We start from the raw sequence: 21,841 nt of genomic DNA, 5'->3' as shown, positions 1-21,841 counted from the left end.
TTAATGTAAAGGATTGTTGACACTGTGTCAAGGTTGATGCTGTAAAACGTCAAATCCCCGGGTCAGTGTTTGGAAGGAAACAGCTGGCCCGGGGACTATTCGAGGCGAATTGCTAGCGCTTGGCGACGTCCGGCAGCGGCAGCGTCGAAGTAGGAGAAATGCCGCGCGCCTTGGCGTTGAGTACGCCCGCAATTGCGAGGACGACGAACATCGCACCGGCGGACAGTAGCTGGACGCGAGCGGAGGCGTCAGTCAGCATGAGTACCGCAATCGCTGCGAAGACGGCCAATGCAAACCACGTCAGGTACGGGAAAGCCCACATGCGGATGGGCAGCGGGTGGATGGCCTCAAGCTGGCGGCGCAGGCGCAGCTGGCTGACCGCGATGAAGACCCACACGATGAGCAGGGAGGCGCCGGCCGCATTGAGCATGAAGGACAACAACCAGCCGGTGTCGGCATAGTTGAGCACGACCATGATGACCGAGAGAATGACCGAAAGCGCAATCGCGTGCGTCGGAACACCCTGTGCATTGGTCTTCGTGAAGATCTTCGGTGCTTCGTGGCGGGAAGCCAGCGAGTGCATCATGCGGGAGGAAGCGTAGATCTGAGCATTGAATGCGGAAAGCAGCGCCAACACGATGATGACTTCCATGAATCCCGCGGCGCCCTTGATTCCTGCGTGGTCGAGAACCTGAGTGAAAGGCGATTGCGCCGCGGTATCAGCGTTACCCAGCGAGGAGTAGGGAAGCAGGAAAGTAATTACCAAAACGGAGCCCAAGTAGAACACCGAGATGCGCAGGATGGTCGTGCGAACGGCGTTGACCAAGGACTTTTCCGGATCTTCAGACTCAGCCGCCGCGATGGCGACGACCTCAATGCCGCCGAAAGCGAATGCCACGGCGAGCAGGCCAGCGGCGACGCCGCCCAAGCCATTCGGCATGAAGCCGTCATCCAAAAAGACCTTGGTGCCAATTGCTTCATGCCCAGGCAGAAGACCAAAAACAAGCAGGAAGCCGACAATCAAAAAGGCCACGATGACGAGGACCTTGATGGCGGCGAACCAGTACTCAAACTCGCCGAAGAGTCGAACGCGCAGCAGGTTCACGATTCCAAAGAACGCCACGCAAATAGCCGCGGGAATCCATGGGGAAACACCGAACCAAGAACCGATGAAGCCGGCGGCGCCGGTGATCTCAGCGCCCAGCACGGCCACGGTGGCTAGCCAATAAATCCAGCCTTGTGTAAAGCCTGCCCAGCGGCCGATGCCGTGTTCGGCATATTCGGAAAAGGAGCCGGAGGCGGGGATGACGGTACCCATCTCGCCGAGCATTTGCATTACCAAGATGGCTAATAAGCCTGCGATGCAATAGGCGAGGAGGACGGCAGGGCCTGCAGCCGAGATGCCGACGCCGGTTCCGAGGAAGAGACCGGCGCCGATGGTGGAGCCCAGGCCCATCATGGTCAGATGGCGGACCTTGAGGCCTTTGCCAAGATTTTGCGTGGATTTATTGCTATCGGTCACCCGAATAGTTTAAGCCATGACTAAATCCACGAGTCGGCGGGCTTAGTTCTTGTGCAGATCCTCGTTGAGAGCGATTGCATCAGACTTCCATTCGGTGGCCTCAACGGCGCCGGAAACGGAGTTGCGGCGCAGCAGGAAGCCCGATGCGCCGGAGAGCTGGGAGCCCTTGACGGTGGAGCCTTCCTCCACGCCCAGTGCCTCGGCAACCTTTCCGAAGACGCTTACCTTCGTGCCGGCGGTGACGTAGAGGCCGGCTTCGACAACTGCGTCGTTGCCAAGCGATATGCCGATACCGGAGTTAGCGCCGAGCAGGCAGCGCTCACCGATGGAGATGACTTCCTTGCCGCCACCGGAAAGCGTGCCCATGATGGAGGCGCCGCCGCCGATATCGGAGCCGTCACCGACAACAACTCCTGCAGAGATGCGGCCTTCGACCATGGAGGCGCCCAGGGTGCCAGCATTGAAGTTGACGAAGCCTTCGTGCATGACGGTGGTGCCCTCAGCCAGGTGAGCGCCCAAGCGGACGCGGTCAGCATCGCCGATGCGCACGCCGGTTGGCACAACGTAGTCCACCATGCGCGGGAACTTGTCTACGGAGTAGACGGTGACCGGGCCGCGGGAGGACAGGCGGCCGCGGATCATCTGGAAGTCAGCCACAGCGCATGGGCCGTAGTTGGTCCACACAACGTTGGCCAGAAGTCCGAAGATGCCGTCCATGTTCAGACCGTGCGGCTTGACGGCACGGTGCGAGAGCAGGTGTAGGCGCAGGTATGCGTCATATGCGTCCAGCGGCGCATCATCCAAGTCCTTAATGGCGGTCTCAACCGCCACGCGGGCGACGCCGCGCTCCTCATCCGGGCCCGCCAAGGCGGCGAACTGCTGAGGGGTCTCTTCCAAGCGAGTGGTGCCGGACTCGGTTACCGGGGCGTCATCGCCGATATGAACGGCGGGGAACCACACGTCGAGAACGGTCCCATCGTGGGTAAGGGTGGCAAGGCCGCGTGCGGATGCAGAAGTCATAGCTTTAGGAAAAACCTTCACAAATGCGGGGTAGAGCCTAGCGAAAACTAGGCCATTTCTTTCACCGCTAGAGCATACACAGCTACTTCGACACCGTGTTTACTTGGCGAGGTTTTGTGAGGCGGGACGCAACGATGAGCACGACGGTCAGCGCACTCACTGCAAGGACCTGGTTGCGTGCGGATGGGTCGAAGAGCATGAGAACAACCAATGCGGCAATCGCCAGCAGGGTGGCCCATGGCAGAACCGGGTAGGCGATGACCTCGACGGCGGAAAGCTCACCGTTCTTCTTCATGATTGGGTGCAGCTTCAAGTAGGACAAAACCACGAAGGTCCAGATCACTAGCAGGCAGCCGCCGACTGCATTGAAGAGGAAGGACAGAAGTCCTGGCGGATTCCAGAACTGCAGCAGCACGGAGCCGAATGCGAAAAGCATGGACAAGATGACGGCGAAGACTGGGGAGCCCGATGGGTTCTGCTTTTTAAAGATAGCCGGTGCCGAGCCGTCCTTAGCCATGTCGAAAATTACGCGGGAGGTGGAGTAGATCTGCGCGTTGAATGCAGAAAGCAGGGCCAAAGCGATGATGACTTCCATAAAGCCCGCGGCGAATGGGATTTGCGCGGCCTCTAGCACCAGGGTGAATGGGGAATCGGCGGCTGCATCGGCATCTTGGATGTATTTAAATGGCAAAACCATGGTGATGACCACGATGGCGCCAATGTAGAAGACCATGATGCGGAAGATAACCGCACGCACGGCGGTCGCGACGTTGCGTGCAGGATCCTCCGACTCGGCGGCGGCGATGGTTACCATCTCAATACCGCCGAAGGCGAATGCAACGGCGAGCAATCCGGAAGCAAAGCCCGGCATGCCATTCGGAAGGAAGTTCTCCGTGAAGTTGGTGGTTGCGAGGTCGCCGTTGAAGCCTGGCAGCACGCCAATCAGCATCAGTACGCCCACTGCCAGGAAGGCTAGGATGACGGCCACCTTGATGATGGCGAACCAGAATTCGAACTCGCCGAATCCACGAACGGCTGCAAAGTTGACCACCGCGAAGAAGGAGACTGCGATAAGGGCGGGAATCCACGCTGCGATGTTAAACCAGGAGGCGATGATTGCGGCAGCGCCCGTAATCTCGGCTCCCATCACCATCACTAGCATGAACCAAAACAACCAGCCCAGGGTAAAGCGTGCCCAATTGCCAAAAGCTTGGCCGGCATAGGTGGAAAAGGATCCTAGCGAGGGGCGGGCTGCTGCCATCTCGCCGAGCATCCACATGATGGCGCCGACCAAGAGGCCGGCGACTGCATAGGAAAGCAGAACCGAGGTACCGGACATTTGGATTCCCAGGCCAACGCCTAGAAAGAGGCCTGCGCCAACCGCAGACCCGAGCCCCATCATCGTGAGGTGGCGTGTCTTGAGCTGCTGTGAGGTTTCTGCCATATCGATGCACCTTTTGTGATTTAGAACAAAGTATTGAGAGGTATATTACACAATGCAGCCATCGTGCAAGGTCGCTACGATGGCGCTTTGTGACTTTAGATCTCTTTGCCTCCCCAATCGAATTGACCAAAGCGCTCGTAGACATCCCGAGCCCCTCTCATCATGAGGAGGAGATCGCTGATGCAATAGAGGCAGCCCTACGGGGCCTTGATAATGACAAGATCGAAGTGGTGCGATACGCAAACACCGTCTGCGCCCGCACCAATCGCGGGCTCGAATCCCGCGTGATTCTGGCTGGCCACATCGATACCGTCCCGCTGGCGGATAACGTTCCCCACCACATGGAAGGCGATGTCATGTGGGGCTGTGGCACCGTCGATATGAAGTCTGGCATGGCCGTGTACCTGCACGCTTTTGCTGCGCTTTACGACGCCCCCGACCTCGCCCATGACTTAACAGTCATTGCTTACGAGGGGGAGGAAGTCTCCTCGGAATTTAATGGGCTGGGACATCTGCAAAAAGACCACCCCGAGTGGCTGCACGGCGATCTAGCTCTTTTGGGAGAGCCTTCCGGCGCCATGATCGAGGCCGGCTGCCAGGGTACCATCCGTCTCCGCATCACGGCGCACGGAACCCGCGCTCATTCCGCGCGTGCCTGGCTGGGGTCTAATGCTGCTCATAAACTGGCACCGATCATGGTCAACGTGGCGAACTACGCTCCGCGCGAGGTCACCATTGATGGTTGTACCTATAAGGAAGGTCTCAACATCGTGCATCTGGAATCCGGAGTAGCAACCAACACCATTCCAGATGAGGCATGGATGTTTGTGAACTTCCGCTTCGCGCCAGACCGGAGCTTGCGCGAGGCCATGGCGCATATGCGTGAGGTTATCGGAGAGCATGAAAACGTCACCATTGAGGTTGATGACGAATCCTCCGCAGCCCTTCCAGGCCTGGGCCAGCCCGCCGCTCGCGCGCTTGTCGACGCCGTCGGCGGTAACTTCCGTGCGAAATACGGCTGGACTGACGTTGCTCGTTTTTCCGAGATGGGCACTCCGGCCGTGAATTTTGGCCCGGGTGATCCGGGGTTTGCGCATAAGAAAGACGAGCAGGTTCCAATTGCGCAAATTACTTCCGTGTCCGATGCTTTGATTGAGTATTTAAGCGGCGCAAACGCCAAGGAGGCCTAACCAATATGTCGCCAGAACGTAATCGCACCCTGCGCGGACCATTATTGCTGCGCACCGAGGGCGAGCAGACCTCAACCTATGACCAGCGCCTGCTGGAATCCGGGGCCGACCACGAATGGCAGCACGCGGACCCGTGGCGGGTTCTGCGCATCCAGGGGGAATTCGTCTCGGGTTTTGATGCTTTGGCAAAGCTGCCGAAGGCTGTCACCGTCTTCGGCTCCGCACGTCTGGGCGAGGGCACGCCGGAATATGACTTGGGCGTTCGCGTGGGCAAAGCGCTAACCAATGCCCAGTACGCGGTCATCACCGGTGGCGGCCCAGGACTAATGGAGGCTGCGAATCGTGGTGCTTATGAGGAAAAAGGCCTTTCGGTAGGCCTTGGCATCGAGCTTCCGCATGAACAGGGACTTAACGAATACGTCGATCTGGGATTGAACTTCCGTTACTTCTTTGCCCGCAAGACGATGTTCTTGAAGTATTCCCAGGCTTTTATCTGTCTGCCTGGTGGCATGGGCACCATGGACGAGTTCTTTGAGGTGGCCTGCATGGTGCAAACCGGAAAGGTCACCAATTATCCAATCGTCCTGATGGGCACCGAGTACTGGTCCGGACTCCTAGAGTGGATGAAGTCCACCATGGCAGCACGCGGCCTTATCAGCGCATCAGACATGGACTTGTTCCTGCTTACTGATGACGTCGACGAAGCGGTCGCACACATCGTGAACTCGCACAAGGTGATGAGCGATAAGCGGATTCGTGATGAGCGCTAATCCGCGTAGCGCCAAGTTGGCGCAGGTGATGGCAATTGTCAATCGCACGCCGGATTCGTTCTATGACAAGGGCGCAACCTTCGCCGAAGCTGAGGCCCTTCGCCGCTGTGCCGAGGTGATCGAGCAGGGTGCCAGCATCGTCGACATCGGTGGCGTGAAGGCAGGGCCTGGCGAAGCCGTGGACGCGCAGGAAGAGATCGAGCGCGTGGTTCCCACGATTGCCGCGGCGCACGAGCGCTACCCGGATGTCACCATCTCAGTAGATACATGGCGCGCAAGCGTTGCCGAAGCCGCCATCACAGCCGGGGCGACGCTCATCAATGACACATGGGCGGGCTGGGACCCTGAGCTCATCGAAGTCGCCGGAGAACATAAGGTCGGCTATGTCTGCTCGCATACGGGCGGCGTCACCCCACGCACGCGCCCACACCGCGTGCACTTTGACGACGTCGTAGCGGATGTCATCGCGGAGACGACTGCTCTGGCAGAAAAGGCGGCGAGCCTGGGGTGCCCGGAGGAGCTGGTCTTTATCGACCCAACCCACGACTTTGGCAAGAACACCTTTCACGGGCTGGAGTTGCTGCGCCGCATCGACGAGGTTGTTGCCACGGGCTGGCCGGTACTGATGGCGTTGTCTAACAAGGACTTCGTAGGCGAGACTTTGGACCGCGGCGTCGGCAAGCGCGTGGCAGGGACATTGGCCGCAACCGCGTGGTCGGCGGCGCATGGTGTGGCCGCTTTCCGCGTCCACGAGGTCGCGGAGACCCTCGACGTCATTCGTATGACCGCAGCTATCGAAGGCACGATGGCCCCGCTGAACACCACCCGTGGGCTCGCATGAGCGTTTCTGTCATCATCCCAGCGCTCAACGAGGAAGCAACCGTCGCGAACGTGGTACGAGCCTGTTTGGCAGATGACCCAATGGAGGTCATCGTTGTCGATGCTGACTCCACGGATCACACCGCGCAGCGCGCTGCCGCTGCCGGAGCAAAGGTATACAACTGGCGCGAAATCCTGCCGGAGATTGCGCCGCGGCCGGGCAAGGGTGAATCCCTCTGGCGCGGGGTCGCCGCAGCGCAAGGTGACATCGTGGTCTTCGTTGATGCCGACTTGGAGTCTGCGTGTCCAGGGATGGTCGCGCAGTTGGCTGCGCCGTTTGCGGATCCAGAGATCCAGATGGTCAAAGCTACTTATCGTCGTACCTTCAACGGTGCCCCAAGCGGCGGCGGGCGGGTCACGGAGTTGACCGCTAAGCCTTTGCTGCGCACCTTCTTCCCGGAGCTCGGAGATATCGCACAGCCCTTGGGTGGCGAATATGCGCTGCGCACGTCGCTGGCTCGGGCATTGCCATTTGTTGATGGCTACGGGGTGGAAGCCGGGCTGCTTATCGACGTCGCTAAGCGCTGCGGTGTTTCTTCCATCGCCGAAGTAGACCTTGGCGAGCGCATCCACCGCAACCGGCCGCTGCATGAGCTTGCGCCCATGGCTGAGGTGGTCGCGCGCACGATTTTGTCACGCGACGGAGTAATAGGTCCTGTTGCTCAACGTGAACCATCCGGCGGTAAGCTTTAGCCCATGCTGTCGTGGATTTTGCTTATCGTCGTTCTGCTCGCGTTGGTGGTTTTAGGGACATGGGCGTGGGGCTCGATTTTTGGGCGGGGGGAAGTGCTAGACGATCTTGATGAAAAACGCGATGTGTTGGCAAACAATCAGCGAGCGCTTCAAGATGGCAACTTTGATGACATCAAGTTCGACGTCGTTTCCCATGGATACCGCCAATCCCAGGTGGATGCCTTGCTGGCGGAGGTAGAAAAGCGCTACCGAAGCGAGGGCGAAACAGCTAGACCAATTTCGTAACCGCCCCTTGACTAGCAATAAAGGCGTAGAGTGGTTTGGGTAACCCAAAAATTTTACATCCCAAAGGAGCGGTACAGCTATGGCAGCTATGAAGCCACGCACGACAGGTGGGCCAATGGAAGCGGTTGAGGAGTCCCGCAAAATTGTCATGCGAATCCCCTCCGATGGTGGTGGCCGTATTGTTGTGGAGCTCACAAAAGAGGAGGCTGCGGAACTTGGTTCATTGCTGACCGAAGTTTCCAGCTAGTCTTTAAGGCATGCTTTCACACGTCATCGATGTTCTGGCCGACCCAAACGATGGCACCGCGCTAAGCGGCGCCGACGATTTTGCTCGTCTCGTCTCTGAGTCTGGGCACTCTTTTGATGTGGCCAAACAAGGCTATGTCACCCTTGCCCCCGGGGCAGGGCTAAAGCATAAGGGCGATTCCAGTGAGATGGTTTCCGCGCGTGAGACCTTCTTGTCTTTGGGCCACTTCGCCCCATTTGTGGAGGCTGTCACTGGCGCAGTGCAGGACGCACTTGATGCCAACGAGTTGCCTGAGACTGCCGAGCCTATGCTGCTTGAAGTCGGTGCCGGCACCGGCTATTACCTAGCACATACCTTGGATTCCATCGCTGAGGCCCGTGGCGTTGGTTTGGATATTTCCCCACATGCTGCCAAGCATCTGGCAAAGTGCCATCCGCGCGTTGGCGCCGTGGTGGCGGATGTGTGGGAGCGGTTGCCGCTGCAGGATGATTCCATCGATGCGGTATCGGTGGTCTTTGCCCCGCGCAACCCAGCGGAGTTCCAGCGCATCTTGCGTCCAGGCGGCGAGGTCATTGTCTTGACTCCGGACCTCGGCCATCTGGATGAACTGCGCGAGCCGCTGGGAATCTTGGGCGTGGAAGAAGGCAAGATCGAGCGCATGTACGAGCAGGCCGCCGGCTACCTGGAGCAGGCAGCAGATCCGGTTGATATCTCTTATCCGATGACCCTGGATCGCGCCTCTATTGCCGCGCAGGTTGGCATGAGCCCGTCTGCCCGCCACCTTGAAAAGGAAGAGCTTGCTGAGCGCATGGCAAAATTGCCAGAGACCATGCAGGTCACCGCTCATGCCCGCCTGGACCGTCTGCGCGCAGTCTAAATAGCGGTGGGCAAGGCCAAAGGTCTGGCCGGTTGCACAAACAATAGGGAAAGGCAGAGCACAGATGCTCTGCCTTTCCCTATTGTCGCTTTGAGTGTTAAAACACGTCGCGCTTAGAGCTGCGAGCCTTTGCGCTGCCAGGATTGCTCGATGACGGCCTCACCGGCGGTCTCGACCTGGAGATCAGAGCAACCGCCGTCGAAGTAGACGCGGGAGCCCATGGCTACCTGGCCGCCGTCGGCGTAGACCTCTACGGTGGCACCGTCGACTACGACGGTGAGGGAATCGGAATCACCCTCAGCCAAATGCGCTACGGCAGGAGCCGAGTCCTTGAAATAGGAATCGAAAGCAGTGCCCATGGAACGATCTAAGGTCAGTGTGCTGCCAGCATGGGTGATGACTGCCGCGGGCTTGCCGTTGCCGTCGAGCAAGGTGACGGTGACGGAGGAGCCTTCCGGGACATCCATTACGCCGACCCAGGAGCGGGCGCGCTCTGACTGGCGGATGGCATCCGGCAGGCCGCGCGGCGGAGTCTGGAAGAGCTTGCCTCCCTGGAGGGTGATGCGACGCGGCAGTGCGAGGGTATTGGCCCATCCTTCCTCCTCGAAGGAAGGATGCGCTGCAGGATCGTCGCCGCGGCCATTGCCGTTGAGAAGACCCAGGACAACCGCTTCGTCGTAGCGGGTCTCCTGCGGGACGGTGCCCTCGGTGGCGTTGGTGTTGCGCGGGCGGGAGAAATCGTGGCCGAAGTCGATGCGCTGGAAACCGGAGGCGACGGTGAAGGTGGTGCCCTCCAAGCGGCCGACGAGGTAACCGGAGACATCGCGGTTATCGCGCTCAAGGGTAACCAGGAGGACGTCGTAAATGCGCTCATCTACCTCGTCACGCAAGCGGACCAGGCGTGGAGAGACAACCGGTGGAATCGGCGAGTTTGCCGGGACCTCGCCCTCGTTGAAACCAGGATCGCCATTGAACTCGAGCGGGCCTTCCACATCCCAGGTCAAGCCGTCGGCCGAGCGCAGGATAACGGGCAGCGGCGCGTCGGAGTGGCCGGTTAGTGCGAGCATGAGCCAGCCCTCGTGGCCTTCATCGCGGTCGGCCGCGACCCAGTCTGGAACCACGGAAGGCGAGCGGAAGCGGGAGTAATTGGTGACGTTGGCGGCTACCTCGCCATAGCGCACGACATTCGGGTCTAGTGCGTTGGAGTCATCCGAAATTTCGCAGACATCGTTGAAATCGGTGTAGCGTGCTAAACGCACCGAGGTGCCGGTGGAAGTCACGGAGGTGAAGTAGAGGTTGATAGCATCTTCGCCCGCGGCTACAGAACCGGCGCGCAAGGAAAGCTCACCGCCGACAGGGGCAAGTGCGTCGTCGCACTCCAACCAATCGAATGGAAATTCTTCAGAATAGTTGTGTCCCCAGCGCGCCGGGGCGGAAAGTTCGTGGCGGTACTGGAAAAACAGGTGCCACGTATTGCCGTCTAGCAGCACGCCGGCCGGAGCCTCGAGGACTCCAGACTCAGGGGTGAAGTGCAGTTCGGGGCGATGGGTTGTCACAAAGTGCCTTTCTAAAGATTCTCGATTTAAATCAGTGCGCGGTAAATATCTACGGTCTGGGAGGCGATGGTGGCCCACGAGAACTTCTCCACAGCTCGCGTGCGGCCGGCTTGGCCGAATGCGGTTGCGTGCTCCTTGTCGGCGACGACCTGGTTGACGGCAGCAGCGAGGTTGGCCTCGAAGTCAGCGACCGCATTTTCGTCGTAGTGGACGAGGATTCCGGTCTCACCGTCGACGACAACCTCGGGGATTCCTCCGACGTCAGATGCAACTACTGCAGTCCCGCACGCCATGGCCTCCAAGTTAACGATTCCCAAAGGCTCGTAGATAGAAGGACACACGAAGACGTCGGCGCCAGAGTACACCTCTTGGATGAGGCTGCGAGAGAGCATTTCCTGCACCCAGAACACGCCGTCGCGGTTGGCCTGCAGGTCTTCGACCAAAGCTGCGGTTTCCGCGGCGATTTCTGGAGTATCGGGAGCGCCTGCGCACAGCACCAGCTGGACGTCTGAATCAAACTGGGCCGCGGCCTTCAGCAGGTGCTTCACGCCCTTTTGGCGGGTGATGCGGCCGACGAAGGCAACGATGGGGCGCTGCTTGTCGACGCCGAGTTTGTCCAGGTAGTCTGCCTCGCGCGGCTGCCACAGCTCGGTATCGATGCCATTGAGCACAACATGCACCTTGGACTCATCGATGCGGGGATAAGCATCCAGAATGGAGGCTTTCATGCCGGCGGAAACCGCGATGACGCCGTCGGCGTATTCCATGGCGTTTTTCTCGGACCACGAGGAAATCTCGTAGCCGCCACCGAGCTGCTCACGCTTCCATGGGCGGTGCGGCTCCAAAGAGTGGGCGGTGACCACATGCGGGATGTCGTAGAGGCGGGCGGCGAGATGGCCGCCGAGGCCGGAGTACCAGGTGTGGGAATGCGCGATATCAATATCGGAAGCTGCATTAGCCATGCGCAGACCCGTGGAAAGAGTTTGGATGGCGGGGTTGGCTGCGGAAAGTTCTGGATCAACGCCGTGGTTGAAGACGTCCTTTTCCTCGCGTGGGCCACCCATGCAGTGAACGGAAACATCGATTAACTCCCGCATGAAGCGGGTTAGCTCGGCGACGTGCACGCCAGCGCCACCGTAAATTTCAGGTGGGTATTCCTTGGAAAAAATTCCGGCTCTCATGTCCTCCCAGAATACGGAGAAAATCCATACCGTGCAGAAAATTCCCGTGGGGGTAGTTTCTGACCTATTTCCTCTGCGAAGCGGCCTAAAACTGAATAGGTTGGAACATGTGAAAACCCAGCCTAATGTCCTCGCCATTGTCCTCGCCGGCGGTGAAGGCAAGCGCCTATTCCCCCTTACGGAAGATCGCGCAAAGCCCGCCGTCCCCTTCGGCGGCTCCTACCGTCTCATCGACTTCGTCCTGTCTAACCTCGTCAACGCGGGCTACCTCAAGATTGCGGTGCTCACCCAATACAAGTCCCATTCCCTCGACCGCCACATCTCGCAGGCTTGGAATTTGTCTGGCCCGACTTCCCAGTACATCGCCTCCGTGCCCGCCCAGCAGCGTCGCGGTAAGCGTTGGTACAACGGTTCCGCCGACGCTATTGTCCAGTCGCTTAACTTGATTTATGACGAAAAGCCGGACTATGTCATCGTCTTCGGCGCCGACCACGTCTATCGCATGGACCCGCAGCAGATGGTTCAGGAACACATCGCTACTGGGCTCGACTGCTCCGTGGCGGGCATTCGCGTGCCGCGTAGCGAGGCCACCGCATTTGGCTGCATTCAGGCAGACGGCATGGGAACCATCACGGAGTTTTTGGAAAAGCCGGATAATCCGCCTTCGACTCCGGATGATCCGAACATGACCTATGCGTCCATGGGTAACTACGTCTTTACGGCCGATGCTCTGATTGAGGCCCTGCTCAAGGACGAGGAGAACGAAAACTCCGACCACGACATGGGCGGCGACATCATTCCGTACTTCGTGGAGCGCGGGCAGGCGCATGTTTATGACTTCATGGCGAATGACGTGCCAGGTTCCACTGAGCGCGACCATGGTTATTGGCGCGATGTGGGCACCATCGATTCTTTCTACGAAGCGCACATGGACTTAATTTCGGTGCACCCGATTTTTAATCTTTATAACAATCATTGGCCCATCCACTCCACGGATGAGTCCAACCTTCCGCCAGCGAAGTTCGTCCAAAACGGTATCGCGCAGTCTTCCATGGTGGCCCCCGGCTGCATCATCTCCGGCGGCACCGTGCGCAACTCTGTGCTGTCCTCGGACGTGCATGTGGCCGACGGAGCTTCAGTAGAAGGCTCGGTGCTGCTGCCAGGCGTGCGCGTGGGCAAGGGCGCGGTTGTCCGCCATGCCATTTTGGATAAGAACGTGGTGGTTTCCGAAGGTGCCATCATCGGCTGCGACCGCGAGCGCGACGAGTCCCGCTTTAAGGTCTCTGCCGGCGGCGTTGTCGTCGTGGGCAAGAACGAAACCGTCTAGCGCACCGCGGCGGGGAGAAAACACAGAAGCCTCACACGAGATGAAGGGGCAGCCGCCTGTATCTCGTGTGAGGTTTCTACTTTCTTAGCGCTTGGTGATAAGCGTTAGGCCGGAACCCAGTGGTAGACGGGTTACTACGGCGTCTTCGAGTGAGCGGGCGAGCTCGTCTGCTTCTCGGGCAGCGGCAGTGTCGCGGTCGCTGCGGGTGGTGTCGGCGAGGGTGCCATCCAACAAAGAGTTCGCGAGAACCAGCGTGCCGTTCTTACGCAGCAGTGGGAAAGCGGCGTTGATAAGAGCCGGCATATCCAGCGCGGGAACGTCTGCGAAGATCAATTGATAAGAATCGGTGGCGAGACGTCCCATGACCTCCAGAGGATGGGAGGGCAAAAAGCGCGCGCGGGTGGTGGCAAAGCCAGCCTCACGGAAGGTGGACTTCGCCATGGCCTGATGCTCTGCCTCCGGATCGATGCAGGTGACGATTCCATTGTTAGGCAGGCCCTGCAGGAGGTAGATTCCGGCTACAGCAGCAGCCGGAGTAATGGCGATGGCCTGGGGGCGATCAGCGCCAGAGCTGGCTGCGGAAAGGGAGGAAAGAAGCTGCCCGGTTGCTTCGTCCGGTACGGACAAGCCAAATTCCTCGGCATGGGAACGGGCCCCGGCGAGTGCCGTAGAAACTTCGCTGGTGGATTCGATGTAAGAACGCAGTGCGTCGTATGCCGTATTAGTCACAACCTAAACCATAGGTAATTTTCTGTGTATGCGGTGTCAAGACGCCAGGATTGTTACTGATGAGGTAGAAGTTTTTGTTTTTCGGTGACGCTCACAGTCACTTCGCAGAGTACTGTCTGGCGTTTTGAAGCTCGGTATAGGAAGATGAAAGCATGAAAAGGAAGCATCGCGTCGATTCGTCTTTGCGCCAGGAAACTGGTGTGGCCACTAGCCCAACGGAGCCTCACGTCGCTGCTTCCGAAGAACTCAGCGGCACAGCCGCGTTCGACGCCGGCCAGGCTGCGATGCCTTCGTGGTCGGAGCTCGTGGACGAGCATGCAGACTCCGTTTACCGCCTGGCATACCGCTTGTCCGGTAACCAGCATGATGCAGAGGACTTGACCCAAGAGACCTTCATGCGTGTGTTCCGCTCGCTTGATAAGTATCAGCCCGGTACTTTCCGCGGCTGGTTGCACCGGATTACCACCAACCTCTTCTTAGATATGGTCCGCCATCGTGCCAAGATACGGATGGAGGCCCTGCCGGAAGATTATGAGCGCGTGCCCGGCACCGATATGACCCCGGAGCAAGCTTATACCGTGGCCAACTTGGACCCGATCTTGCAAAAGGCGCTCGACGAGCTGGCCCCTGACTTCCGTGTAGCAGTTGTTCTGTGTGACGTCGTGGGAATGAGCTACGACGAAATCGCAGAGACCCTGGGCGTGAAGATGGGTACCGTTCGTTCGCGCATCCACCGCGGCCGTGCACAGCTGCGCGCGGCTCTCGAAACCGCCGCGCAGACCAACGACGAAGCCCGAGTTTTGCTCCGTAGCCGCTAGGCCGCCCACGCTAAAGTGCAATGAGGTCTATTGTGGAGACTAATTAACGAACCCAACGTTCGATAGAAAGGTAGGTGGCAAAACTCCCGTGGAGGATTCTGCACATCAGCACCGCGCCTCGTTTCATATGCGTGGAGTAGAAGGCGCCACCACCACCTTTGACAAGACTCTTGCCAAGGCCCGTGATAAGGCCAAAGCAAGGGCTCGGCGGGCTGATTCCATTGGGCACTTAGGCCCCGAAGCTGTGGCAGCCTTCGTCGATGGCGAGATGGATCCCAAAGCCACTCATCGTGTGCATGTTCACCTGGTGCACTGCGCTGAATGTCGCGCCGACGTCCGTGAGCAGCGCCGTGCTTCCCAGTGGGTGCGCAACTGCAACGTTGACCACCAAGTGCGTGCACCGAAAGATTTGATGGCCAAGCTGGCCGGAATCGCAGCTGAAGCAGCTGACGAGGACGCCGCCACACCTGAAAAAGGGCGAAACAATTTCAGCGCACACGGCGGTACCAGTGGCGTCGGCGAGCGCGATATCCTTGACAAGGTCGAGATGGTCATTCGCGCCATCAAGCACAATCAGAGGCGTTAATGCAGTGGCGCTAAGTGGCGCTATTAGCAGCGGAGTCAAGGCGAATGAGGTTGGTGCCCGTTTCACATAGCGCACAGGCGCTAACGGAGGGCTAAGATAGCATAGTGTTTTCTTCAATCGGTTGGACAGAGATTGCCGTCATCGTGCTTCTTGGCATCGTGATCATCGGTCCAGAGAGGCTCCCCGGCGTAATCATGGATGTCCGTGCGGCAATCTATGCTGCGCGTAAGGCAATCAACAATGCCAAGGCCGAACTACAAGGTGAAATGGGCGGCCTGAGCGAGGAATTTGAAACTTTGCGTGGCCCCATCAGCCAGGCCGCCGAATGGACGCGCTTGGGCCCACGCGGTGCTATCACCAAGGCTCTTTTTGACGGAGACGATTCCGCTTGGGATGATTTCGACCCGCGCAAGCTGACAGAGGGAATGGGCAAACCGCATCTAAGCGCGGGCGATGAGCAAGCGCACTCCGCAGCGCAGCGCGGTGCTTCCGGGCCACGTGCCCAACACAGTCAGCGCAGTCAACAGGCGAATTCAGGTCAGCAGGGCCAGCAGCGCCCGACCTTCGACTACTCCCAGATTTACGCGGCACCGGCACAACCGCAGCAGAGCTCGGCTCAACAGCCGCAGGCACCTACGCCAAAGTCGGCGCCAAAGTCGGCACCAACTGCGGCAAATGACAACGCAGAAGGAACCGGCTTTTCTTGGGCTGATGTTACCTAAGCAGTAACTGCTTTAGGCGTCTGCCTAATTTTTTAGTGGCGGGTAACGCCCAGACCTAAGGTCTTGCCCACCAGAGAGTCGTTGCGGATGGCGAGCTTATCCGCTAGCTGCTTGATTGCCGTTGCAGAAGGAGAATCCGGGGCGGCGGTGATGATTGGTTCGCCGGCATCGCCGCCGGTGCGCAGAGCCGGATCGAGCGGCACCTCAGCCAAGACAGGCACCTCGTAGCCCAAGATGGTGCTAAGGCGCTCTGCTACAACCTTGCCGCCGCCGGTACCAAAGATATCCATCGTGGAACCGTCAGGCAGCACCATGGCGCCCATGTTCTCAATAACGCCGGCTACGCGCTGGCGAGTCTGCTGCGAGATGGAGCCTGCACGCTCTGCCACCTCCGCGGCTGCTGCCTGCGGGGTAGTGACGATGAGCAGCTCGGCGTTCGGGATGAGCTGAGCCACGGAAAGCGCGACGTCGCCAGTGCCGGGTGGGAGATCGAGCAGTAGAACGTCCAGATCGCCCCAGAAGACGTCAGCCAGGAATTGCTGCAGCGCGCGGTGCAGCATCGGGCCGCGCCAGACCACAGGGGCGTTGCCCTCGACGAATTGGCCAATGGAGATGTGCTTGATGCCGTGGGAAATTGGTGGCAGCAGCATTTCATCATCAATGACGGTGGGGCCGGCGGTCGAACCCAGCAGGCCCGGTACGGAGTGGCCGTAGATATCGGCGTCGACAATGCCAACTTTTAAGCCCTTGGCCGAAAGCGCGGCTGCGAGGTTGACGGTGGTGGAGCTCTTGCCGACGCCGCCTTTACCAGAGGCCACCGCGAACACGCGCGTGGTGGATTCTGGCTTGGCGAAAGGAATCTCCGGCTCAGCCTGGCCGCCGCGCAACTTCTGCTTTAAAGCGCGACGCTGTTCATCGCTCATGGCATCCATGGTCACGCTGACATTGCCAACGCCCTCGATGTCCTCGAGGACGGCTCGAGTGTTGGCTTCGATGGTGTTTTTCATCGGGCAGCCGGCAATGGTCAGATAGATTTCGACGCTGACGTCATTGCCGTCGATGGCGACGGATTTCACCATGTCGAGCTCGGTGATAGGGCGGCCGATTTCTGGGTCTTCAACCCGGCTAAGGGCCTCCCGAACGGCGGATTCAGTAATAGCGCTAGTCATAACCCAACCCATCTTAGCCCCTTATTAAATACAGGAAAACGCTGGGATAAGGCGGCGTCGGAAAGCCCAGCAGTGCCGTGTAGAATTTTAGGAATATTTAGGAAGAACCATAACTTTAAGGAGAACTGTGCCGATGCGATCCCGCCGCCTTGTAGCGACGCTAGCGACTGCCGGACTGGCATTGGCTGCATTGAGCTCCTGCACCAAATTTGATCCTTCGGCGGATGAAAAGCCTGGCTTGCACCAAGCGGTAACCATATCCGTCAACCCAAAGTCCAAGCGGCAGCTGTTGCTCGCTGAGTTGTATAAGCAGACTTTGGAGTCCCAGGGCAGAGCCGCAAATGTGGCCAGTAATGAGGAACTGGAGGCCACCTCTGCTAACGAGCAGAACCTCCCGCTTATCGAGAGCGGCGACGGCGCAACGAACTTCTACATCGGTTGCACCGGTGAATTGCTCGATGCCTTCAACCCTGTTGCCGCACGCGAGATTTCGAAGCGCTACGAGGAAGACCAAAAGGACCCCTCGGGCGAGGATTTCTTGGCTACTACCCACGTGGCGCTGATGAATGCGCTACCGCCGGACCTCGCGGTGGTAGAGCCTTCCAGCGCGCAGGGGTGCAAGGAAGCGGAGCCGGATCTGCCGCAGAACTACGTCGTGGTTTATTACAAGGGTCTTTTTGACCGTGAGGAACGCCTCGCAGTGTCTTCCCTGACCAAGTTTTTGACCGATGGGGAAATCCGTGAGCTGCTGGAAAAGACCGACGAGTCCGGTTCTCTGGAGCAAACCGTAAGTGATTGGAACTCGCAATCCAATGCGGGCACAGTCATGGATACCGGCGGTGATTCCAACTCTTCCGGAGGATCCGATCTGACCTCCGGCGATGAGAAAAAGGACAATTCGAGCAAGCCGAAGTCCTAGCTTGGCTGCTGAGCAGCTCCTCGTAGAGCTTGCTTTTTCGAAAATATACTAAAGCGCCCTTGCTACCTCTATTCGAGGCGGCAAGGGCGCTTTAGCCGTTATATCTGGCTTTTAAGCCTTAGACATCGAAGGCCTCTTCAAGCAGCTTCTTCTGCTCGATCTGGTGGACCTTGGCGATACCGGTTGCAGTCGAGGACTGCGCACGGCGAGATACGCGGACCATTTCCGGCATGTCCGGAATGAGCTCACGCAGGTGCTCGTTGTAGAAAGGCCATGGGCCCTGGTTTGCTGGTTCGTCTTGGACGAAGCGAACCTGGGTGGCATTGGGGAAGGCCTTGAATGCCTCTGCGAGACGGTTGAACGGAATCGGATGCAGCATCTCGAGGCGGACGATTGCGACGTCATCGCGGCCGTCTGCTTCCTTCTTCTTAGCCAGCTCCCAGTAGAGCTTGCCGGAGACCAGCATGATGGTCTTGACCTTCTCGGCGTCGCCTACAACCTTGCCCTCGTGGTCAACGAAGTTCGGGTCATTGATGACGGACTGGAAGTGCTTGATTTCGGTGAACTCGGAGATAGCAGAAGCGGATGCCTTGTTACGCAGCATGGACTTCGGAGTAAAGACGACCAGCGGACGCTTCATGGAGCCCAGCGCCTGGCGACGCAGCAGGTGGAAGTGGTTAGCCGGGGTAGAAGGCTGAGCCACCGTCATGGAGCCCTCAGCGCACAGCTGCAGGTAACGCTCGATGCGGGCAGAGGAGTGGTCTGGGCCTTGGCCCTCGTAGCCGTGCGGCAGCAGCAGAACCAGGCTGGAGAGCTGGCCCCACTTTGCCTCACCGGAGGACAGGTACTCGTCGATGATGGTCTGTGCACCGTTTGCGAAGTCACCGAACTGTGCCTCCCATGCAACGAGTGCGTCCTGGTTACCCACGGAGTAGCCGTACTCGAAGCCCATGCCTGCGTACTCGGTCAGGGCGGAGTTGTAAATCAGGAAGCGGCCGCCGTTGCCCTTGGTCTGAGCCAGGTAGTTCAGCGGGTTGTACTCGGAGCCATCGCGCGGATCGACCGGGATAGCGTGGCGCTGGGTGAAGGTACCGCGGCGGGAATCCTCACCGGCCAGGCGGACCAGCTTGCCCTGGTTAGCCAGGGAGCCGAAGGCGATAAGCTCGCCCCAGCCCCAGTCGATGCCGCCCTCGGTGGAGGTCTTCAGGCGTTCCTTGGCAACGCGGGCAACACGCTTGTGGTACTCGAAGCCCTCTGGGCCGTTGGCGTAGGCCTGGCCAATTTCCTCGATCTCCTCGGCGGTGATGGAGGTATCCAGACCGTGGGTCAGCTCCTGCGCAGAGGTGATACCGTGCTGCTCGCCAGGGGCACCGGCCTCCGATTCCTTGACCTCGGTGAAGACGGATTCCATCTGGTCGTGGAAGTCACGAGCTGCAGCCTCAGCGTCTGCTTCGGACAGGTCGCCACGGCCGATGAGCTCCTCGGTGTAGATCTCACGGACAGACTTGTGGTCATCGATGATGGAGTACAGCTCCGGCTGGGTCATCGAAGGATCATCTGCCTCGTTGTGGCCGCGCAGGCGGTAGCAGATGAGATCGATGAAGACGTCCTTGCCGAACTTGCGGCGGTACTCAGTAGCCAGCTGGCCAACCCAGACAACTGCTTCTGGGTCGTCACCGTTGACGTGGAATACCGGGCAATCGAAGCCCTTTGCCAGGTCGGTGGCGTAGTGGGTAGAACGTGCGGAATCCGGGGTAGTGGTGAAGCCCACCTGGTTGTTGACCACGATGTGGACGGTACCGCCGGTGGTGTAACCACGCAGCTGGGACAGGTTGATGGTCTCCTGAACAATGCCCAGGCCGTTGAAGGAGGAGTCACCGTGCAGCATGACTGGGACAACGGAGAAGCCGTCCTGGCCCTTGTCCAGTAGGTCCTGCTTAGCGCGGGCGATGCCCTCCAAGACTGGGTCAACGGCCTCGAGGTGAGACGGGTTAGCAGCCAGGCTGACGTCGATTTCGCCGTCACCGAACATCTGGATGTGGTGACCCTGGGAACCCAAGTGGTACTTAACGTCACCGGAGCCACCGAGCTGGCCACCCTTGTAGTTGCCGTCGAACTCGCCGAAGAGGTCAGCCAGTGGCTTGCCAACAATGTTGAACAAGACATTCAGGCGGCCACGGTGCGGCATGCCGATGACGACCTCGTCGAGGCCCTGGCCCGCAGCAGTGTCCACGATGGCATCCATCAGCGGGATGAGGGACTCAGCTCCCTCGAGGGAGAAGCGCTTCTGGCCGACGTACTTGGTGTGCAGGAAGTTTTCGAATGCCTCAGCAGCGTTGACCTTCTGCAGGATGTACTTCTGCTCAGCGTTGGATGGCTTTGGCATGCCAGCCTCGAGGCGATCCTGCAGCCAGCTGCGCTCATCGCGGTCCAAGATGTGGGCGTACTCGGAGCCGACCTTCAGCGTGTAAGCATCACGCAGACGCTTGACGACGTCGCGCAGCTTCATGGTCTCCTGGCCACCGAAGCCGCCGACGTTGAAGGTGCGGTCCAGATCCCAGATCGACAGGCCGTGGGTCTTAAGGTCAAGGTCGCGGTGATCCGGCCAAGGCAGGCCCGGCTGACGCCAGCCAAGTGGGTTGACGTTGGCGAGGAGGTGGCCGCGGGAGCGGTAAGCCTCGATGTACTGCATGACGCGGGTGTTCTTGTCCACGCCGGTGTTCGGGACATCCTGTGCCCAGCGGAATGGCTGGTAAGGAACGCCCATGGACTCAAACAGCTCGTCCCAGAAGCGATCATCGGTGATCAGCTGGCCCAAGGTGCGCAGGAACTCGCCGGACTCCGCGCCCTGGATGACGCGGTGATCGTAGGTGGAGGTCAGAGTGACCAGACGGCCTACACCCATGTCAGCCAGACGGTCCTCGGAGGTGCCGGCGAACTCAGCCGGGTAATCCATGGAGCCGACGCCGATGATGGCGCCGGAGCCCTTGGTCAGGCGGGCGATGGAGTGGCGGGTGCCGATGCCGCCCGGGTTGGTGAGGTTGATGGTGACGCCGGAGAAGTCATCCATCGTGAGCTTGTTTTGGCGGGAGCGGTTGACGATGTCCTGGTATGCGTCAACGAACTCGGAGAAGGACATCTTCTCGGCTTCCTTGACCGCTGCCACAACGAGTGCGCGGGAGCCATCTTTCTGCGGGAGGTCGATAGCGAGGCCCAGGTTGACGTGCTCTGGCTGTACGACAGTCGGCTTGCCGTCCTTGACCTCGTAACGGACGTTCATGTCTGGGTGGATCTGGGTCGCCTTGACCAAGGCGTAGCCCAAGATGTGGGTAAAGGAAATCTTGCCACCGCGGGTGCGCTTGAGGTGATCGTTGATCATCGCGCGGTTTTCCCACATCAGCTTGACTGGAACGTCGCGCACGGTGGTTGCGGTTGGAATCTCGAGGGACTCGTCCATGTTCTTAGCGATTGCCTTGAACATGCCCTTGAGCTGACGCTCGCCAGCCTCCGGAGCCTCGCCGATGCGATCGAGCGGGGAATCTGGGTAGTTCTTCTTGGAGTCAGAATCCTTGCCTGGCTTCTCTGCTACCTTCGCTGGCTTTGCTGCTGGCGCACCGTTCGGGGTAGCAGAATCTGCAGCTGGCTTCGCCGGAGTGGACTTCTTCGCGGAGGATTGTGCAGCGGCTGCTGGGGCAGAAGCCGCGTTCTTCGGTGCTCCGTTGGCCTCAAAGTAATCGCGCCACTCCTTATCTACGGAGTTGGGATCCTTTGAGTACTGCTGGAACTGTTCGTCAATCAGCCACGCATTGGGGCCGAAAATGCTCGAGTTGCTCACGGCAGGAATTCGCCTCATTTCCTTGTTAATTACGGTTCGTTAATGGGACTTTAGTAGGGCCTTTGCGCGGGT

The 21,841-nt window shown here is 59.3% G+C and carries 20 protein-coding genes; 12 read left to right on the top strand and 8 right to left on the bottom strand.

The window, feature by feature from the left end:
- Positions 1 to 112: 112 nt before the first annotated feature.
- From HMPREF2888_RS09415 to HMPREF2888_RS09405, 3 genes are all read right to left on the bottom strand, one after another.
- Positions 113 to 1,459, bottom strand: coding sequence for an amino acid permease (locus HMPREF2888_RS09415; protein WP_246815063.1), 1,347 nt, complete (start codon positions 1,457 to 1,459; stop codon positions 113 to 115).
- A 105-nt stretch (positions 1,460 to 1,564) separates the two neighbouring features.
- A complete protein-coding gene (gene dapD, locus HMPREF2888_RS09410) occupies positions 1,565 to 2,542 on the bottom strand; it encodes a 2,3,4,5-tetrahydropyridine-2,6-dicarboxylate N-succinyltransferase (protein ID WP_062035452.1) in 978 nt (325 codons plus the stop codon).
- 82 nt (positions 2,543 to 2,624) lie between these two features.
- Positions 2,625 to 3,986 (bottom strand): amino acid permease, encoded by a 1,362-nt coding sequence (locus tag HMPREF2888_RS09405; protein WP_062035450.1) that lies wholly within the window; start codon positions 3,984 to 3,986, stop codon positions 2,625 to 2,627.
- An 89-nt stretch (positions 3,987 to 4,075) separates the two neighbouring features.
- Between HMPREF2888_RS09405 and dapE the strand changes: the two genes are divergently transcribed.
- The 7 genes from dapE (at position 4,076) to HMPREF2888_RS09370 (ending at position 8,927) form a co-directional block, all read left to right on the top strand.
- Positions 4,076 to 5,176 (top strand): succinyl-diaminopimelate desuccinylase, encoded by a 1,101-nt coding sequence (gene dapE / locus HMPREF2888_RS09400; RefSeq protein ID WP_062035448.1) that lies wholly within the window; start codon positions 4,076 to 4,078, stop codon positions 5,174 to 5,176.
- Between the two features lie 5 nt (positions 5,177 to 5,181).
- A complete protein-coding gene (locus HMPREF2888_RS09395) occupies positions 5,182 to 5,946 on the top strand; it encodes an LOG family protein (protein ID WP_062035446.1) in 765 nt (254 codons plus the stop codon).
- On the top strand, positions 5,936 to 6,787 hold the full coding sequence (gene folP / locus HMPREF2888_RS09390; RefSeq protein ID WP_062035444.1) for a dihydropteroate synthase: 852 nt from the start codon (positions 5,936 to 5,938) through the stop codon (positions 6,785 to 6,787). Before HMPREF2888_RS09395 ends, folP begins: the two co-directional genes overlap by 11 nt.
- A complete protein-coding gene (locus HMPREF2888_RS09385; RefSeq protein WP_062035442.1) occupies positions 6,784 to 7,518 on the top strand; it encodes a glucosyl-3-phosphoglycerate synthase in 735 nt (244 codons plus the stop codon). The genes folP and HMPREF2888_RS09385 overlap by 4 nt, the downstream gene beginning before the upstream one ends.
- A 3-nt stretch (positions 7,519 to 7,521) precedes the next feature.
- Positions 7,522 to 7,803, top strand: a complete 282-nt coding sequence (locus tag HMPREF2888_RS09380) for a hypothetical protein (protein ID WP_062035440.1) — start codon at positions 7,522 to 7,524, stop codon at positions 7,801 to 7,803.
- Between the two features lie 79 nt (positions 7,804 to 7,882).
- Positions 7,883 to 8,050, top strand: a complete 168-nt coding sequence (locus tag HMPREF2888_RS09375; RefSeq protein ID WP_005531903.1) for a DUF3117 domain-containing protein — start codon at positions 7,883 to 7,885, stop codon at positions 8,048 to 8,050.
- A gap of 10 nt (positions 8,051 to 8,060) precedes the next feature.
- Positions 8,061 to 8,927: a methyltransferase domain-containing protein gene (locus HMPREF2888_RS09370; RefSeq protein WP_062035438.1), complete on the top strand. Its 867-nt coding sequence runs from the start codon at positions 8,061 to 8,063 to the stop codon at positions 8,925 to 8,927.
- A 113-nt stretch (positions 8,928 to 9,040) separates the two neighbouring features.
- On the opposite strand, the gene HMPREF2888_RS09365 is transcribed toward HMPREF2888_RS09370, so the two are convergent.
- Positions 9,041 to 10,483 carry a GH32 C-terminal domain-containing protein gene (locus HMPREF2888_RS09365; RefSeq protein WP_070433456.1) on the bottom strand — a complete coding sequence of 481 codons (1,443 nt, stop codon included), beginning with the start codon at positions 10,481 to 10,483 and terminating at the stop codon, positions 9,041 to 9,043.
- 26 nt (positions 10,484 to 10,509) lie between these two features.
- Complete coding sequence (gene glgA, locus HMPREF2888_RS09360; protein ID WP_070433457.1) at positions 10,510 to 11,664, bottom strand: glycogen synthase; 1,155 nt, start codon at positions 11,662 to 11,664, stop codon at positions 10,510 to 10,512.
- Positions 11,665 to 11,773: 109 nt separating this feature from the next.
- Here glgA and glgC point away from each other — a divergent pair, with 109 nt between their 5' ends.
- Positions 11,774 to 12,991: a glucose-1-phosphate adenylyltransferase gene (gene glgC / locus HMPREF2888_RS09355; protein ID WP_070433458.1), complete on the top strand. Its 1,218-nt coding sequence runs from the start codon at positions 11,774 to 11,776 to the stop codon at positions 12,989 to 12,991.
- An 84-nt stretch (positions 12,992 to 13,075) separates the two neighbouring features.
- Here the strand turns inward: glgC and HMPREF2888_RS09350 are convergent, their stop codons facing one another.
- Positions 13,076 to 13,720, bottom strand: a complete 645-nt coding sequence (locus HMPREF2888_RS09350) for an O-methyltransferase (protein WP_070433459.1) — start codon at positions 13,718 to 13,720, stop codon at positions 13,076 to 13,078.
- A 152-nt stretch (positions 13,721 to 13,872) separates the two neighbouring features.
- On the opposite strand from HMPREF2888_RS09350, the gene sigE reads away from it, so the two are divergent.
- The 3 genes from sigE (at position 13,873) to HMPREF2888_RS09335 (ending at position 15,846) form a co-directional block, all read left to right on the top strand.
- The gene (sigE, locus tag HMPREF2888_RS09345; protein ID WP_070433460.1) at positions 13,873 to 14,538 is read left to right on the top strand and encodes an RNA polymerase sigma factor SigE; all 666 of its coding nucleotides are present in this window, start codon (positions 13,873 to 13,875) and stop codon (positions 14,536 to 14,538) included.
- Between the two features lie 127 nt (positions 14,539 to 14,665).
- A complete protein-coding gene (locus tag HMPREF2888_RS09340) occupies positions 14,666 to 15,124 on the top strand; it encodes an anti-sigma factor family protein (RefSeq protein WP_062039033.1) in 459 nt (152 codons plus the stop codon).
- Between the two features lie 104 nt (positions 15,125 to 15,228).
- The gene (locus HMPREF2888_RS09335; RefSeq protein WP_061921800.1) at positions 15,229 to 15,846 is read left to right on the top strand and encodes a twin-arginine translocase TatA/TatE family subunit; all 618 of its coding nucleotides are present in this window, start codon (positions 15,229 to 15,231) and stop codon (positions 15,844 to 15,846) included.
- Between the two features lie 32 nt (positions 15,847 to 15,878).
- Here HMPREF2888_RS09335 and HMPREF2888_RS09330 read toward each other — a convergent pair whose 3' ends face one another.
- The gene (locus tag HMPREF2888_RS09330; protein ID WP_070433470.1) at positions 15,879 to 17,015 is read right to left on the bottom strand and encodes an Mrp/NBP35 family ATP-binding protein; all 1,137 of its coding nucleotides are present in this window, start codon (positions 17,013 to 17,015) and stop codon (positions 15,879 to 15,881) included.
- Positions 17,016 to 17,148: 133 nt separating this feature from the next.
- On the opposite strand from HMPREF2888_RS09330, the gene HMPREF2888_RS09325 reads away from it, so the two are divergent.
- Complete coding sequence (locus HMPREF2888_RS09325; protein ID WP_070456215.1) at positions 17,149 to 17,934, top strand: type 2 periplasmic-binding domain-containing protein; 786 nt, start codon at positions 17,149 to 17,151, stop codon at positions 17,932 to 17,934.
- Between the two features lie 118 nt (positions 17,935 to 18,052).
- On the opposite strand, the gene HMPREF2888_RS09320 is transcribed toward HMPREF2888_RS09325, so the two are convergent.
- Positions 18,053 to 21,769: a multifunctional oxoglutarate decarboxylase/oxoglutarate dehydrogenase thiamine pyrophosphate-binding subunit/dihydrolipoyllysine-residue succinyltransferase subunit gene (locus HMPREF2888_RS09320; RefSeq protein ID WP_210386816.1), complete on the bottom strand. Its 3,717-nt coding sequence runs from the start codon at positions 21,767 to 21,769 to the stop codon at positions 18,053 to 18,055.
- Positions 21,770 to 21,841 lie beyond the last annotated feature (72 nt).

The organism is Corynebacterium sp. HMSC077D03 (genome assembly GCF_001808545.1).
GTDB lineage: Bacteria > Actinomycetota > Actinomycetes > Mycobacteriales > Mycobacteriaceae > Corynebacterium > Corynebacterium simulans.
Note: the sequence above shows the minus strand (reverse complement) of the source record. Positions and strands in the feature narration are given on the sequence as shown.

Excerpts from the sequence above, each read along its gene's own strand:
- HMPREF2888_RS09415 (WP_246815063.1), bottom strand. The coding sequence starts at position 1,459 with ATGATGGGCCTGGGCTCCACCATCGGCGCCGGTCTCTTCCTCGGAACC.
- dapD (WP_062035452.1), bottom strand. The coding sequence starts at position 2,542 with ATGACTTCTGCATCCGCACGCGGCCTTGCCACCCTTACCCACGATGGG.
- HMPREF2888_RS09405 (WP_062035450.1), bottom strand. The coding sequence starts at position 3,986 with ATGGCAGAAACCTCACAGCAGCTCAAGACACGCCACCTCACGATGATG.
- HMPREF2888_RS09395 (WP_062035446.1), top strand. The coding sequence starts at position 5,182 with ATGTCGCCAGAACGTAATCGCACCCTGCGCGGACCATTATTGCTGCGC.
- folP (WP_062035444.1), top strand. The coding sequence starts at position 5,936 with ATGAGCGCTAATCCGCGTAGCGCCAAGTTGGCGCAGGTGATGGCAATT.
- HMPREF2888_RS09385 (WP_062035442.1), top strand. The coding sequence starts at position 6,784 with ATGAGCGTTTCTGTCATCATCCCAGCGCTCAACGAGGAAGCAACCGTC.
- HMPREF2888_RS09380 (WP_062035440.1), top strand. The coding sequence starts at position 7,522 with ATGCTGTCGTGGATTTTGCTTATCGTCGTTCTGCTCGCGTTGGTGGTT.
- HMPREF2888_RS09375 (WP_005531903.1), top strand. The coding sequence starts at position 7,883 with ATGGCAGCTATGAAGCCACGCACGACAGGTGGGCCAATGGAAGCGGTT.
- HMPREF2888_RS09370 (WP_062035438.1), top strand. The coding sequence starts at position 8,061 with ATGCTTTCACACGTCATCGATGTTCTGGCCGACCCAAACGATGGCACC.
- glgA (WP_070433457.1), bottom strand. The coding sequence starts at position 11,664 with ATGAGAGCCGGAATTTTTTCCAAGGAATACCCACCTGAAATTTACGGT.
- sigE (WP_070433460.1), top strand. The coding sequence starts at position 13,873 with ATGAAAAGGAAGCATCGCGTCGATTCGTCTTTGCGCCAGGAAACTGGT.
- HMPREF2888_RS09340 (WP_062039033.1), top strand. The coding sequence starts at position 14,666 with ATGCGTGGAGTAGAAGGCGCCACCACCACCTTTGACAAGACTCTTGCC.
- HMPREF2888_RS09330 (WP_070433470.1), bottom strand. The coding sequence starts at position 17,015 with ATGACTAGCGCTATTACTGAATCCGCCGTTCGGGAGGCCCTTAGCCGG.
- HMPREF2888_RS09325 (WP_070456215.1), top strand. The coding sequence starts at position 17,149 with ATGCGATCCCGCCGCCTTGTAGCGACGCTAGCGACTGCCGGACTGGCA.